This window comes from Hymenobacter roseosalivarius DSM 11622 (assembly GCF_900176135.1).
Lineage (GTDB): Bacteria > Bacteroidota > Bacteroidia > Cytophagales > Hymenobacteraceae > Hymenobacter > Hymenobacter roseosalivarius.
Map to the genome: position 1 here is coordinate 61148 of NZ_FWWW01000104.1, position 14379 is coordinate 75526.

The following is a 14379-nucleotide window of genomic DNA, read 5'->3' on the forward strand; positions in this document are numbered from 1 at the left end:
CTTCCTTGTTGATAGGGCAGACGCATTACCGGAGGAGGAGTTGCCGAAAACCTGCCAGAGTAGGCGTCGCGTATCCCAATCAATTCTAGTTATGACAACTATGCCAGACCCGATTATCGGGTAAAACAACGCATTTCTGCAAGCCGTGCGCGTGCAGGGCGGCCCTCCCGGCCCTATTGCCCGCATCGGGGCCATGCTCCATCTGACTATGCACGACGTTATCAACGCGGCAGCGGGCACTTACTCCTCGTACCTGACCTCGGTGCCCGACCCGGATGCGGGCGTGAACGTGGAGGACGCCGCCAGCTACGCCGCCTATGCCGTGCTGAGCCACGAGTATCCAACCCAACGGGCACTCTTCAAAGCCGAATTGCGCAAGTACGGGGGCAAAAAACCTTCCGACACCAACGCACACAAGGCCTTCGGGGAAGAAGTGGCCGCTCAGATGCTCGCGCTACGGGCCGACGATAATTTGGACAACAATATGTTTATGGTGATGGACGCGCCGGGACAATGGACGCCCACCGGCTCGGGCGACGCGGCCACTCCTAACTGGGGTAAATTAAAGCCGTTCGGGGGCTTTGAGATGACCATATTCCGGACGGGTCTGCCCTCCAACTACGACACCATCGCTGAGCTACTGGGCAGTGAGGAGTACGCGGCCCAGTACAACGAGGTGCTGCGCCTGGGCAGCGCCAACTCCGCGGAGCGTACCCCCGAGCAAACCGAAATAGCCCTGTTCTGGGCCAACGACTTGGACGACACCTCCAAGCCGCCCGGCCAGCTTTACACGCTCACCCAGATTGTAGCCCGCAAGCGCCGGCTGACGGTGGCCCAAAACGCTCACTTGTTTGCCCTGGTAGCCCTGGCCATGGCCGATGCCGCTATCGTGGCCTGAGATGCCAAATACAACCGCGACCTGGATTTGTGGCGGCCCGAAACGGCCATTCGCTACACCTTTCAGCCCAATCAGCCCATCCTGCGCAGCCCGCTTACGGCGGCCGACCCGTACTGGCAGCCGCTCTCGCCCCGCCCGGACGGCACCCGCTTCTCGCCCAATTTTCCAGCTTATATTTCGGGTCATGCTACCTTCGGGGCGGCGCACGCGGCCATTATGCGCAACTATTTCAAGACCGACAACATCAGCTTCGAATTAACCACCGAAGACCCGCACGGCATCCGCGACCACAACGGTATCCGCAAGACGCGGCGCTTCACCAGCTTCAGCGGGGCTGCCCTCGAAAACGCCCGCAGCCGCGTGTACTTGGGTGTGCATTTTCAGTGGGATGGCGACAATGGTTACTTATCAGGTACGCAATTGGCGGATTACCTTTTCAAAAACTGGCTGACTAAAGTCGCTGCGCCCGCACCCGTGCCAACACCGGCGTGAAAACCCAGCCTGGGGGGCATTTCCGGGATCCACTACGGTGCCGCTTGTCTTTCCTCGCTGAGTACCTGCGGCAACAAAAAGGGCTTTCGCGATACCTGGCACTTCTTCCGGGGTAAGCCGCTTAAAAGCAGCCGGTTTTTTTCTGATTTCAACAAAAAAGGCTGCCCGCGTGGGCAGCCTTTTGTAGTATTCAAAAACCCTACGGGTTTATAAGTGGGCAATTGGATCAGCGTTACCGTCCGGGTCACTTTTCACGGCATCAAGAGCAGTAAAGTTCTTACCGCGCATGAGAAGTACACCAGCCATGTGCGGCGTGGCCATTGAGGTGCCGCTGATGGTGTTGTAGCCGCCGTTCAGCCAGGTAGACTGGATACTAACGCCAGGCATACAATAGTCCACCGGCGGGTTGCCGAAGTTGGAGAACGAAGCCCAAGTATCGGTGTTATCCATCGCCGAAATGGTATAGATGTTAGCTCCATTCACCCGAGCAGGCGAGTGATTATTGGCATTATCCGTTTCGTTGCCGGCTGCCAAAGCGAAGAGGACGCCCCCTTGCGAGGCATTCAGCACAGCCTGATCGAGAGCGGTAGATACGCCACCGCCTAAGCTCATGTTAGCTACGTCGCCGGGTGCGCCGTTGGCTCCTACATAATCCACACCAGCAATTACACCGGAGTTAGAGCCGCTTCCACGTGAGTCCAGCACGCGCACGGCTACTACGGTAGCCCCTGCTGCTACGCCCACCACGCCAATCGAGTTGTTAAGGGCCGCAATCGTGCCCGAGACGTGCGTGCCGTGGCCGTTGCCATCGTCGGCTGAGGCATAGCCTTTGCCGCTGGTAGCGCTCAGAAAGGATTTGCTACGCCCCAGGTCCACTTTCAGATCGGGATGGTCCAGGTCAATGCCCGTGTCGATAACCCAAGCCGTGCGACCCGTGGCACTACCATCAGCGCTACCAACGCGGGTAATGCCATAAGGCGTGGTTTGAGCAGGTTGCGTAGTAGAGCCACCGCTAACGGGCTTGCCCAGCGAGATGATCCGGTCCTGCTCTACGTAGGCCACGCGGCCATCCTGGCGTAGCTCGGCGGCTTCGGCGGGGGTAAGCTCCGCCACGAAGCCTTTCAGCGCATGGCCATAGGCGCGACCTACTTTTTCAGCTTTCATGCCGCGGCCTTTCAGAATGCCTTGCCCTACGCCTTTTACTTTATTCGCTTTCGCGTCATACGAGCCCTCGCTGTCGGTATCAACGGAGCCATCTTTTAATACAACGATATATTGACCTTCAATCAAATCGTCAGCTGCTTTGGCGTCGGCACTGATCTGGGCTACCGATGGATCGCTGGCATCAATGGCATTGTCGGAGCAAGCGGTGAAAACGGCCGACGCGGCCACGAGCGAAGCGCTCATTACCCAGAAAGAAAGACGCGAATGTAGTTGGTTTTTCTGCATGCTTGTAAAATGGAGTAATGGGTGAGAAAGGACTTGTTCGCCGTCCACCGCAGAGATTCTAAGCCCTCGAGCAGTGACCAGTGGGGTGTTTGTTCAGGTAATGTATAGATTTAAATATAGTATCTACCTCAACGCTAAGGCCTGGGGGGACAAAAGGCGCTTGTTTATTTCTATTTTAAGCTCTAAAAACGCTTTCTACATTACTACCACAGCAGTATCAGGAAAATCCCGCTGTATTTGTGACATAGAAAGAAATATATGTCTTTAGGGAGACAATTTGCTTTCTCAGTCTGTATTAACCCATTTACATATATATGCGTTCCTGTGCTCAGGACAGCACAACTTCAATAGCAGGAACCAAAACATTCAAACTGCTACCTTTGCCCTGTGATGGGTCGCTCCACCGCGGCGCTTTCGGGCGGCGAGGAAAGTCCGGGCAACGCAGAGCACCCTGCTTCCTAACGGGAAGGATGGGCCGCAAGGCTCAGACAGCCAGTGCCACAGAAAATTACCGCCAGACGGTGAAATGATGAGTGGTGAAATGGTGAGTTTGATGTTCAATTCGCGCAAGCGGAACGATAAACTCACAAGTTCACCATTTCACTATCTCACCATCGGGTAAGGGTGAAAAGGTGCGGTAAGAGCGCACCAGCGGCCGGGTGACCGGGTCGGCTGGGTAAACCTCAGGGGTTGAAAGACCAAATAAGCGGGCACGCTGTCTGGCAACAGGCGGCACCGGGCGGCTCGTCCGGCGTTCGTGGGTAGGTTGATGGAGCCTGTCGGCAACGACTGGCCTAGATAAATGGTGGAGACGCCGAGCCCTCGGGCCCGGTGGACAAAACCCGGCTTATAGACTCATCACCCCAGCATCATCGGTCGTCGCAGCTTCGGTTGCGGCGACCGATTTTGTTTTTGGTTAACTGGGGGCAAATATTGACGGCAGTGGTGTAGAAATTAGATAATTACAATTTTTCATCTGTATCGTGTTCTTTTCTCACCGAATCATTCAATAACTTTACTCACTAAACGGGTAATGCTTTTCGTTACCTTCGCCTACGCGTTAGTGTTACTTAATTCTGCTCTCAGGTTATGCCCAAAATCCTCATTATCGACGACGAAAAGTCGATTCGTAATACGCTAAAGGAAATTCTGGAGTACGAGAACTACGCCGTCGATCAGGCCGAAGATGGTCCGTCCGGCTTGGATATGCTTATCAAGAATAAGTACGATGTAGTGCTTTGCGACATCAAAATGCCCAAAATGGACGGGCTGGAAGTACTGAGCCGCGCCCAGGAGTTAGCCCCAGATGCGGCCTTCATTATGATATCGGCCCACGGCAGCATCGACACGGCCGTGGATGCTACCAAGAAAGGAGCCTACGACTTCCTGCAAAAGCCCCCAGACCTGAACCGCCTGCTGGTGACGGTACGCAACGCCCTCGACCGCACCAAGCTGGTAACCGAAACCAAAACGCTCAAGAAGAAGATTGCCAAAAGCTCCGAAATGGTAGGCACTTCGCCGGCCCTGGAGCAGGTGCGCAAAGCCATTGCCAAAGTAGCTCCCACCGATGCCCGCGTACTTATTACCGGCCCCAACGGTGCCGGTAAGGAGATGGTGGCTCGTCAGCTCCACGAGCAAAGCAGCCGTGCCCACGGACCAATGATTGAGGTAAACTGCGCTGCCATCCCATCTGAATTGATTGAAAGCGAGCTATTCGGCCACGAAAAAGGGTCGTTTACCTCGGCCGTAAAGCAGCGCATTGGCAAGTTTGAGCAAGCGCACGGCGGCACCTTATTTCTGGACGAAATTGGCGACATGAGCCTCTCGGCCCAGGCCAAAGTGCTGCGGGCCTTGCAGGAAAACAAAATCACACGCGTAGGGGGCGAAAAGGAGATTACGGTGGATGTGCGCGTACTGGCCGCCACCAACAAAAACCTCCAACAGGAAATCGCGGAGCGCAATTTCCGCGAGGACTTGTATCACCGCCTCTCCGTCATTCTGATTCAGGTTCCGGCTCTCAATGACCGACGCGACGACATCGGTGACCTGGTGCAGAAGTTCCTCGACGACATCGCCCGCGACTACGGCAACAAGCCCAAAACCGTCAGCCCCGAAGCTCTCAGCTACCTGAAAAGCCTCGACTGGCGCGGCAATATCCGCGAGCTGCGCAACGTAGTAGAGCGCCTCGTGATTATGAGCGATGATACGATTACGGACGCGGACGCGAAGCTGTATTCGGGCAAATAACCCCAACCCAACCCCTCCCCACCGGGAGGGGGGCTCTAGCTTTAATCCTTTAATTTTTAGATTTTAAAACTAAAGCCCCTCTCCCGGAGGGGAGGAGTTGAGGTCAATTGTTGCTTACACCATCTGATTGCACCCGCGCACATCTGAGTTATCCAGCCGACCCAGCACTTCGAATGACCCATCGGAGTGCTGGCGGGCCAGGTCTTTGGTTTCTATAAAGGCGCAGGAATCAATATTTGCCAAATCGATAACATTGATAGTACCTGCGGGACGTGTGGCATCAGCGGAGAAAGGATCAGATGGCTCGCGCAGCAGAATACGGAGGACTGGGGGGCAAATAAAGCGCCCGTTGCCGGTGCTATAAGCCTGGGACAGTAGCTCGGTCATGCCATATTCGGAGTGAATGCCCTGGGGGCCAAAGGCAGTCTGCAGCTCGATATGAAGCTCCTCCCGAATCATTTCACGCCGTCGACCTTTCATTCCGCCAGTTTCCAGTACCGTGAGCCCCAATAACTCTGGCGCACCCGCATAGGCAGCGACCAAATCGAGCAGGGCGTAGGATACGCCGAGCAGCATTATGTGGCGGCTGGAGTCGCACTTGGCAGTGGCTAAAGCCTGTAACAAAGCGGCGTGGTCGTGCAGGAAGAAAGCGGGCTGGGTTTGGCTTGATTCCTTGGCAAAATATTCAACCATAGCCACCAGCGAAGACTGACCTTGCTCCAGATACGAAGGCAACAAGGCTAAGAAAATCCAGTCAGTAAGCGAGCCATAGGTTTGCTCAAAAATGCGAGCCGCGTTGTGGCAGTATAGGGCAGGATCGCGCAGTAGGTGGCGGCTTCGCTGCTGCTGGGTAGTGCCACTGCTCAGGAAGGTTTCCTGCGGGGTCCAGTCGGTGGGCGCGGTGCGTACCTCGTGGGTTTTGAAAAACTCAATGGGCAGGAAAGGAATATCGATCAGCGTATTAACTGAACCTGGATTGCGGCCCAGCGCGGCGAGATAGTCGCGGTATGGGGGGCAATTTTCGGCCTGATGCCGGAACAGGCGCAGAGCCGTTTCCTCAAAATTGGCAGCTGATACAGTGGGTAAGGCACGCAGGTGCTCATCACGGAAACTCATTACAAAACGGTGTGGTTAACAGCTAGGTATAACAAACGCAGCACGTCTTCGTTGAGAAGTTGTATCTTCCGTTCTGGCTGAAAAGGCCGCGTTCGACCTGTCTTTTTTTCTTCTTTATGAACTTACTTCGTACTCTTAGGATGGGAGCCGTGCTCCTGCTCACGGGCCTGACAGTATCTTCCTGCCTCGAGCCGCCCGATTATCCTGAAACGCCCACTATTGAGTTTCAGCGCATTACCTCGCAGCGAATCTCTGATGTTAGCGGAACCTATGATAGAGTAGTCATTACCGTAAGCTTTCGGGACGGCGACGGCGACCTTGGCCTAAACGAAGCGGACAAAACGCCTGACTCGCCTTGGGCTCGGATTATCAATGGCGTACCCAATCCGTTCTACAACAATTACTACCTCACGCCCTTCATCCGCAATGCTCGAAATGAGTTTGTGGAGTTGGAGCTGCCCGATCCCAGCTTCAACTACAACAGTACATACCCGCCACTGACTACGGACGACCGCAAAGCTCCCCTGCGCGGCGATTTAAACTTCACCTACGATTTCTACGTGGGCTCGCCTTTCGCCCCCGGCCAGACGGTACGCTTCAACGTATCCATCTTGGACCGCGCTTTAAATCAAAGTAACACCATCACCACTGACCCCATCACGATTCCGCGCTAAGCAGTTTTCAAAGTGTTAATGAGAGGTAAGAAACCCCGACCGGACAGATTCCAGTCGGGGTTTTGCTTGTAAAAGTGAAGGGCTAATAAATCGGCAGGAAACGCTTTGGGTCAGACTCTTGCAACATTTCGTACACCGTATCGAACACATCTTCGGCGTTGGGTTTGCTGAAGTAGTCGCCATCGGAGCCGTAGGGCGGGCGGTGAGGCTGAGCCGCCAAGCAGCGAGGCTGGGAGTCGAGGTAGCGATAAGCCTGCTGCTCATCGAGCACATGCTGCATCATGTAGGCCGTGGCACCGCCGGGCACATCTTCATCGGCGAAGAGTACGCGGCTGGTTTTGCGAATACTGTCGGCAATGACGTGCTGCAAGTCGAAAGGCAACAGCGTCTGCACGTCTATCACCTCCACCGAAATGCCAACTTCACCTAATTGCTTGGCCGCATCCAGCACGATGCGGCACATCGAGCCATACGTCACAATCGTTACATCGGTGCCCTGCTGTAATACCTCCGGCTCGCCTAGGGGCAAAGTGAACTCACCCACGTTCTGCGGAATACGCTCCTTTAGTCGGTAGCCATTAAGTGGCTCGATAACCAAGGCCGGCTCGTCGCTGCGCAATAAAGTATTATAGAAGCCGGCGGCCTGCGTCATGTTGCGGGGCACACACACATGCATCCCCCGGATGCTGCCCAGAATCATGCCGATGGGTGAGCCGCTGTGCCAGATTCCTTCCAGCCGGTGTCCACGGGTACGCACAATGAGGGGTGCCTTCTGGCCGCCCTTGGTGCGGTACTGCAAGCAAGCCACATCATCCGACAAAATCTGGATGGCATAGAGCAGATAATCGAGATACTGAATCTCGGTGATGGGCCGCAGGCCGCGCATGGCCGCGCCGATGCCCTGCCCTACGATAGTGCACTCACGAATGCCGGTATCGGTCACGCGCAACTCCCCAAACTTCTCCTGCAAGCCGGCAAAAGCCTGGTTTACATCACCAATACGGCCCACGTCCTCGCCGATGGCGAAGATGGTAGGGTCGCGGCGGAAGTTAGCCTCAAAGCAGGCCTGCAATACCTCGCGGGCATCTACCTGGGGGGCATTTTCGGCGAACTGAACCGGCTCAACGGCAATGTTTAATGCTGCCTGCTCACTTTGGCTGTAGAGATAAGAATTATAACGGTCAGCGTTTTCGGCCAGGGCCGCCTCCAACCATTGGGTTAGCTCGCGGCGGCTGGCGGAGCGCTGTTGGTCGCGGGTGAGGCGCAGGGCCTTGCGCACGGTACGCACCATGTCGGCGCGGATGGGCGCAGGGTTGTGCTGCAAATGCTCCACCAGTTCGTGCAAGGCATTCTGGCGACCGGTTTCGTTTACCAGCTTTTCCAGCAACACTACTACGTCGTCGCGCTCTTGCTTAATGGGGTTGAAAAAAGCCCCCCAGGCGGCTGTGCGGGCTTCGCGCACCGTGTTCTTCGCCTCGTTTTCCAACTGGTCCAGCTCCTCAGCGGTGGCGTACTCTTCGGTGAGCAGCCACTCGCGCATTTTGAGCAGGCAGTCGTGCTCCTCCTCCCAAGTCAGGCGGTCTTTGGTTTTGTAGCGCTCATGCGAGCCGGATGTACTGTGGCCCTGGGGCTGCGTTACTTCCGTCACATGAATGAGCACGGGCACGTGCTCGCGGCGGCAGATGTCAGCCGCCCGCTGGTAGGTATCGAGCAAGGCTGGATAATCCCAGCCTTTCACCACAAAAATCTCGAAGCCTTGCTCGCCGGGGGCGTCGCGCTGAAGGCCACTCAGAATGGCACTGATGCTTTGTTTACAGGTCTGGTATTCAGCCGGAACAGAGATGCCATAATGGTCATCCCACACCGACACGAGCATTGGAATCTGCAACACGCCGGCCGCATTCAGGGCCTCAAAAAACATCCCTTCCGAAGTGCTGGCGTTGCCAATCGTACCAAAGGCTACTTCGTTGCCGTTGGTGCTGAACTGAGTCAGCTCATGCAGCTCGGGGTTTTGGCGATATAGCTTGGAAGCATAGGCCAGACCAACTAAGCGCGGCATCTGCGAAGCCGTAGGCGACACGTCGGCCGAGGAGTTTTTCAGTTCCGCGAGGTTTCTGAAGTTGCCGTCTTCGTCGAGCAGGCGGGTGGCAAAGTGGCCATTCATAGCCCGGCCGGCGGTGGCAGGCTCGGCTTCTACATCGGGGTGAGCGTAGAGTTGGGCAAAGTATTGCTGTAAAGTCAGTTCTCCGGCCGACATCATAAAGGTTTGGTCGCGGTAGTAGCCGGAGCGAAAGTCGCCGGGCTGAAATACGCGGGCCATAGCCAATTGCGGCAGCTCTTTGCCATCACCGAAAATGCCGAATTTGGCCTTACCCATAAACACTTCCTTCCGCCCAGCCAGGGAAGCGTGGCGGCTTTCCCAGCCCAGGCGGTAATCGTGAAGCAGGTCTTCTTTGCTGAGAGTAGCCGGGGTGGTGGCTAGAGCGGTTTCGGCAGTGGACATAAGGAAGAGTAGAAATAAGGCAAATGGTGGCAGTCGGCAGAACTGGGGGCAAAGCCGACCTGGCTGCAAAAGTACGTATTTGGGCGCGATGCTGAGTAAATGCCCCCCAGAGCCCCCTACGAGCCCGGACACTTTTTGTCTATCTTTGGTGTATCCCAAAGCAATGCCTGGGTCTGGCACACTTCTGCTGAAGCCTAAAGTACGACTTCGAGTTGCCTCTTTCAACGTTATTTTTTATGAGAAACATCGCCTCCCTTTTGTTCAGCGTGGCCTTGCTGCTACTCTGTTTTTCGGCCCAGGCCCAGGGCGTAATGACTTTTGAGAAAGAGCTGCACGACTTCGGCAACGTACCCGAAGGCACGATGGCTACGCACGAATTCAAGTTCAAAAACACCGGCAATCAGCCCATCGTCATTGCCGGCGTGCAGGCCTCCTGCGGCTGCACCACGCCCGACTGGACCAAAACACCCGTACTGCCCGGCAAATCGGGGGTGGTAAAAGCGGTTTACAGCAGCGCCGGCCGTCCCGGTGTGTTCAATAAAACCGTGACCGTCACCAGCAATTCCAGCACGCCCAATACCACCCTGACAATCAAAGGCACGGTGGTAGGCGCGGAAGAAATGAAGGCCAGTCTGACTCCTGCTCAAAAAGCTTTAGCGCCCCGTCTTGTACTTGACCGCAACACCCACGATTTTGGCAAGATGGAAGCTGGCCAGCAGCCGACGGCCCGCTTCACGGTGAAAAATATGGGTAAACAAGATCTATTGCTGGGCATGATAACCTCCTCTTGCAACTGTGTAGGCTATAAAAAAGCCCCCCAGCCCATTAAGCCTGGCCAAAGTGCCGTGGTGGAAGTGCTGTATGCTCAACGGCAAATCGGGCAGATGACAGATGTAGCCACTTTGAACTCCAACGACGTAGAAGGCACGACCAAGCTTACGCTGAAGGCTAACGTAGTGCGTGATCTGAACGCGGCCAGCATGGTAAAGGAAAGCGCTACGGCGGTACCGTTTAAGTAGAGTTTGACCCAGTGGTATTATGTCAAAAAAAGTCGTAGTACCACTATCGTTGCGGATGCCTGCACGGCACGAATCGTTCAGTGATAGTGGTACTACGACGAAAAAAGTCGTAGTACCCCTCCACCTTAGCCAGCCCTATCCCCTATCTTTGCGGCCATTTTCACCCATCGACTTCCACCCACATCTTCACTTCTCTGCCATGATCATCGGCGTACCGAAAGAAATCAAGAATAACGAAAACCGCGTGGGCCTCACGCCCGCTGGCGTAGCCGAGCTGCGCAAGCACAACCACACCGTATACGTGCAGGCCACGGCCGGGCTGGGCAGCGGTTTTCAGGATGCCGAGTACGAAACGGCTGGTGCGCTCATCCTCGCCACCATCGAGGAAGTGTACGCCCAGGCGGAGATGATCGTGAAGGTAAAGGAGCCGATTAAGGAAGAGTATTCTTTGATCAAGGAAGGCCAGCTGCTGTTCACGTATTTCCACTTTGCTAGTGGTGAGGAGCTCACCCACGCCATGATTGAGCGCAAGGCCGTGTGCCTGGCTTACGAGACCGTGGAGCTGCCCAACCGGGCCCTGCCCCTGCTCATTCCGATGAGCGAAGTGGCTGGCCGCATGGCCCCGCAGGAAGGTGCCAAGTACCTGGAGAAGCCCCTGAAAGGCCGCGGCATTCTGCTGGGTGGCGTACCCGGCGTGAAGCCCGCCAACGTGCTCGTGCTGGGTGGCGGCATCGTCGGGACGCAGGCCGCGAAGGTAGCGGCCGGCCTCGGTGCTCAGGTAACCATCATGGACATCAGCCTGAACCGTCTGCGCGAGCTCGACGACTTCATGCCTAAGAACGTGGTGACTCAGTATTCCAACGAGTACAACATTCGCGAGGCTATCAAAACCGTGGACCTGGTAGTAGGGGCCGTGCTGATTCCGGGGGCCAAAGCGCCTCACCTCATCACCCGCGACATGCTCAAGACCATGCGCCCCGGCACCGTGCTCGTGGATGTGGCCGTGGACCAGGGCGGCTGCATCGAAACCTGTAAGCCTACGACCCACGAAGATCCGACCTTCATCATCGACGATATCGTGCATTACTGCGTAGCCAATATGCCAGGGGCCGTGCCTTATACCTCCACACTGGCCCTGACCAACGCCACGCTGCCTTACGCCGTGCGCCTGGCTAACCTGGGCTGGCAGGAAGCCTGCCGCCGCGACCCGGCCTTGCGCCTGGGCCTGAACGTGGTAAACGGCGACGTAGTCTACCAGGGCGTAGCCGAAGCCTGGAATCTACCGCTGGTAAGCGTGGACACTGTATTGGAAGAACCTTCGGTTTATGACAACCGTGGATTTCAAAGTTTTTAATTAAACATTAGTTTTCAAATAGCGGAAGAGCCTTTCCGGCCGTGAGGTCGGGAAGGCTTTTTGGTTAATACCATCACGCTTCAGCTTGGTGAATCGCTACTACATGAAAGGAATTATCTATACCGGCGCGGCACTCACTGACAAGGAGTTGCTGATTACGCTGCCTCAGGAGCTGCAGGCTTTTCTGCGGCAGCACAATGGCGTGGTAGCGTACTTCGGCGGTTTGCATATTCGGGGCTGCTGCGCGGAGCCGGCGTGGCACTCGCTGCGGGCGGTCTGGCACGGGGAGCAGGCCCTCTACAAAACCTATGATACGGTGCTCACTACTGATATTCCGTTCGCGCAGGACTGCGTAGGCAACCAGTTTTTGCTGCGGCAGGGCGAGGTGGTTTTTCTCGATACCGAGACCGGGGAAATAGCGCCGTTGGAAGTCGACTTCAAGCACTTCCTGATTGGGGCCGAGAAATATCCGGTCGATGCACTGGAGTTGGAGCCGCTGCGGCGCTGGCAGCAGCAGGGTGGCACGCTGACGCCCGGCCAGCTACTGCACGTATATCCGCCGGTTTGCATTGCCGCGGCCACTGATAAGGCTACTTTAGCTCCGGTTGCGGGACCGAAGCGTCTGGCTTTTCTTGCCGGTTTATACCAGCAAATCAAGCACCTGCCCGACGGTCAGGCGCTTACCATAAAGCCGCTTCAGGATTAGATTTCGCAGAATGCCGTCACCTCTTTTGCGCCTGCTGCTCCGCCGTTTTGCCCTGCTGCTGGGCGCTTACGTGCTATTGCGCCTGGGTTTTTACCTGGCGAATCAGGCAGTATTCCGCGAGGCGTCGGCCCCGGAAATCGCTTGGGCCTTCTGGCACGGCTTCCGGTTCGATATAGCGGCGCTGCTGCTGCTGAATCTGCCGTTTCTGCTGTTGTCGCTGGTGCCGCGGTTTGGGCGCGGGTGGCAGGGCTTTGTGCGGGGCGTGTACCTTACCCTGAATGCGGTGGGATTAGCACTTAATATTATTGATAGTCAGTACTTTAAATTCATTGGCCGGCGCACCACCGATGAGCTTTTTACCATCACCGGCGACATTCAGCGCCAGGCGGGGCAGCTGGCCTTTCACTACTGGTTTCTGGTGCCGCCGTTCGGGGTGTTGTTTGGGCTGCTCTGGTACTTCTACCCCCTGCCGAAGACCGGCAATTTGCCCCCCAGCCCGGTTAAAAGCTCCTTGCAGCTTCGTCTGGCGCGGCAACTGCTGGAGGTGATTTTCGTGGCGGCACTCACCGTCATCGGCATTCGCGGCGGCTTGCAGCTCAAGCCGTTGCGCACGGGTCACGCTTTCGTACAGGTGCCGCCCGTGCTGGGCCATCTGGCGTTGAACAGCACCTTTACCTTTTTGCGCAGCCTGGGGTATCAGCCCGTCGAAAGGCGCACGTATTTTCAGTCGGAGGCCCAGCTGCGGCAGGCGTTAGCGCCGCGCCTGCCCGCCGCCAACCCCACCGCCCCGCGTGATAACGTGGTGATTATCCTGCTCGAAAGCTTTGCCTCCGAGTATACCGGCATCGAAAACGGGGGGCGCGGCTACACACCTTTCTTTAATTCGTTGGCCGCTAGGGGGCTTTTTTTTCGTGACCATTACGCCAACGGGCGGCGCTCCATTGAGGCGCTGCCCGCCGTGCTGGCCGGCATGCCCGCGCTGCTGGAAAGTCCGTTTATCACGTCCAATTTCCAGACGAACGAGCTGCACGGCCTGGGTGAGCTGCTGGGCCGCGCCGGCTACGCCACGTCGGTGTTTCACGGCGCTGAGAATGGCACGATGGGTTTCAATACCTTCGCCGGCATGGTAGGCGTGCAGCAGTATTTCGGGCTAAATGAATATCCCGGTGGCGCCAATAGCCCCGACTACGACGGGCACTGGGGCATTTTTGATGAGCCGTATCTGCAATACTTTGCCCGGCAATTAAGCCAGCAGAAACAGCCGTTTTTCTCCACGGTTTTCACGCTCACCTCCCACGAGCCATTTCCAGTGCCGGCGAAATACAAAGACCGTTTTACACCAGGCAAATTACCTATTCACGCCTCCATCGGCTACACCGATTTTGCCCTGCGGCAATTTTTCAAAACTGCCGCCAAACAGCCCTGGTACCGGAATACCCTCTTTATTCTGTTGGCTGACCACACCTCCCAAACCCTCACGCCCAGCTACCAGAATACGCTCGGCAGCTACAAAACGCCCCTGCTCCTCTTTCATCCCGGCCGAAAATTGCCCCCCGCCGACGTGCGCCGCGTCACCCAGCAGGCCGATGTGCCCGCCACCGTGCTCGACTACCTGGGTTTGCCCCCTAATGGCCAGCTGCTGCCTTTCGGCTACTCCGTATTCGATACTTCGGCCAATGGTCGCGCCCTCTTCCTGACGGGCGGCTCCTACTACCTGGTGCACCACGATTACGTGACCGAGCTGACGGCCGACGACCAGGTGCGCCTCTACCCCTACCGCCGCCACGATTTGCCCCCCACGCCCGTAAATGACCCGCTAAAAGCCCGGCAATACGGCCAGGAATTGCGGGCCAGCGTGCAGTTTCTGACCAATGGACTGTTGGATAATTCATTATATAAATCGCCTGAATCTAAGCGTTGA

General features: G+C 56.5%; 11 protein-coding genes and 1 other RNA gene. 9 read left to right on the forward strand and 3 right to left on the reverse strand.

From position 1 onward, the window contains the following. Positions 1–151: 151 nt before the first annotated feature. A complete protein-coding gene (locus tag B9A24_RS22485) occupies positions 152–898 on the forward strand; it encodes a hypothetical protein (protein WP_234997571.1) in 747 nt (248 codons plus the stop codon). A 27-nt stretch (positions 899–925) separates the two neighbouring features. After that, positions 926–1390 carry a vanadium-dependent haloperoxidase gene (locus B9A24_RS22490; protein ID WP_200813985.1) on the forward strand — a complete coding sequence of 155 codons (465 nt, stop codon included), beginning with the start codon at positions 926–928 and terminating at the stop codon, positions 1388–1390. A 207-nt stretch (positions 1391–1597) separates the two neighbouring features. Here the strand turns inward: B9A24_RS22490 and B9A24_RS20480 are convergent, their stop codons facing one another. Then, positions 1598–2797, reverse strand: a complete 1200-nt coding sequence (locus tag B9A24_RS20480; RefSeq protein ID WP_084447884.1) for a S8 family serine peptidase — start codon at positions 2795–2797, stop codon at positions 1598–1600. Between the two features lie 429 nt (positions 2798–3226). On the opposite strand from B9A24_RS20480, the gene rnpB reads away from it, so the two are divergent. Both rnpB and B9A24_RS20490 read left to right on the forward strand, forming a co-directional pair. Further along, an RNA gene (gene rnpB, locus B9A24_RS20485) (RNase P RNA component class A) lies at positions 3227–3705 on the forward strand. 223 nt (positions 3706–3928) lie between these two features. Then, positions 3929–5086: a sigma-54-dependent transcriptional regulator gene (locus B9A24_RS20490; RefSeq protein WP_084447885.1), complete on the forward strand. Its 1158-nt coding sequence runs from the start codon at positions 3929–3931 to the stop codon at positions 5084–5086. A 114-nt stretch (positions 5087–5200) separates the two neighbouring features. Here B9A24_RS20490 and B9A24_RS20495 read toward each other — a convergent pair whose 3' ends face one another. Next, a complete protein-coding gene (locus tag B9A24_RS20495; RefSeq protein ID WP_084447886.1) occupies positions 5201–6202 on the reverse strand; it encodes an acyl-CoA synthetase family protein in 1002 nt (333 codons plus the stop codon). Positions 6203–6318: 116 nt separating this feature from the next. Between B9A24_RS20495 and B9A24_RS20500 the strand changes: the two genes are divergently transcribed. Continuing rightward, entirely contained in the window at positions 6319–6876 is a 558-nt protein-coding gene (locus tag B9A24_RS20500; RefSeq protein ID WP_143435135.1) for a hypothetical protein, read from the forward strand. Between the two features lie 82 nt (positions 6877–6958). Here the strand turns inward: B9A24_RS20500 and B9A24_RS20505 are convergent, their stop codons facing one another. Next, positions 6959–9379, reverse strand: coding sequence for an alpha-ketoacid dehydrogenase subunit alpha/beta (locus B9A24_RS20505; RefSeq protein ID WP_084447888.1), 2421 nt, complete (start codon positions 9377–9379; stop codon positions 6959–6961). A gap of 236 nt (positions 9380–9615) precedes the next feature. Here B9A24_RS20505 and B9A24_RS20510 point away from each other — a divergent pair, with 236 nt between their 5' ends. From B9A24_RS20510 to B9A24_RS20525, 4 genes are all read left to right on the forward strand, one after another. Beyond that, positions 9616–10398: a DUF1573 domain-containing protein gene (locus B9A24_RS20510; protein ID WP_084447889.1), complete on the forward strand. Its 783-nt coding sequence runs from the start codon at positions 9616–9618 to the stop codon at positions 10396–10398. Between the two features lie 199 nt (positions 10399–10597). Beyond that, the gene (ald, locus tag B9A24_RS20515) at positions 10598–11752 is read left to right on the forward strand and encodes an alanine dehydrogenase (RefSeq protein WP_084447890.1); all 1155 of its coding nucleotides are present in this window, start codon (positions 10598–10600) and stop codon (positions 11750–11752) included. Positions 11753–11855: 103 nt separating this feature from the next. Continuing rightward, the gene (locus tag B9A24_RS20520) at positions 11856–12458 is read left to right on the forward strand and encodes an SMI1/KNR4 family protein (RefSeq protein WP_143435137.1); all 603 of its coding nucleotides are present in this window, start codon (positions 11856–11858) and stop codon (positions 12456–12458) included. A 10-nt stretch (positions 12459–12468) separates the two neighbouring features. Next, the gene (locus tag B9A24_RS20525; protein ID WP_084447892.1) at positions 12469–14379 is read left to right on the forward strand and encodes an LTA synthase family protein; all 1911 of its coding nucleotides are present in this window, start codon (positions 12469–12471) and stop codon (positions 14377–14379) included.

Excerpts from the sequence above, each read along its gene's own strand:
- B9A24_RS20480 (WP_084447884.1), bottom strand. The coding sequence starts at position 2,797 with ATGAGCGCTTCGCTCGTGGCCGCGTCGGCCGTTTTCACCGCTTGCTCC.
- B9A24_RS20490 (WP_084447885.1), top strand. The coding sequence starts at position 3,929 with ATGCCCAAAATCCTCATTATCGACGACGAAAAGTCGATTCGTAATACG.
- B9A24_RS20495 (WP_084447886.1), bottom strand. The coding sequence starts at position 6,202 with ATGAGTTTCCGTGATGAGCACCTGCGTGCCTTACCCACTGTATCAGCT.
- B9A24_RS20500 (WP_143435135.1), top strand. The coding sequence starts at position 6,319 with ATGAACTTACTTCGTACTCTTAGGATGGGAGCCGTGCTCCTGCTCACG.
- B9A24_RS20505 (WP_084447888.1), bottom strand. The coding sequence starts at position 9,379 with ATGTCCACTGCCGAAACCGCTCTAGCCACCACCCCGGCTACTCTCAGC.
- B9A24_RS20510 (WP_084447889.1), top strand. The coding sequence starts at position 9,616 with ATGAGAAACATCGCCTCCCTTTTGTTCAGCGTGGCCTTGCTGCTACTC.
- ald (WP_084447890.1), top strand. The coding sequence starts at position 10,598 with ATGATCATCGGCGTACCGAAAGAAATCAAGAATAACGAAAACCGCGTG.
- B9A24_RS20520 (WP_143435137.1), top strand. The coding sequence starts at position 11,856 with ATGAAAGGAATTATCTATACCGGCGCGGCACTCACTGACAAGGAGTTG.
- B9A24_RS20525 (WP_084447892.1), top strand. The coding sequence starts at position 12,469 with ATGCCGTCACCTCTTTTGCGCCTGCTGCTCCGCCGTTTTGCCCTGCTG.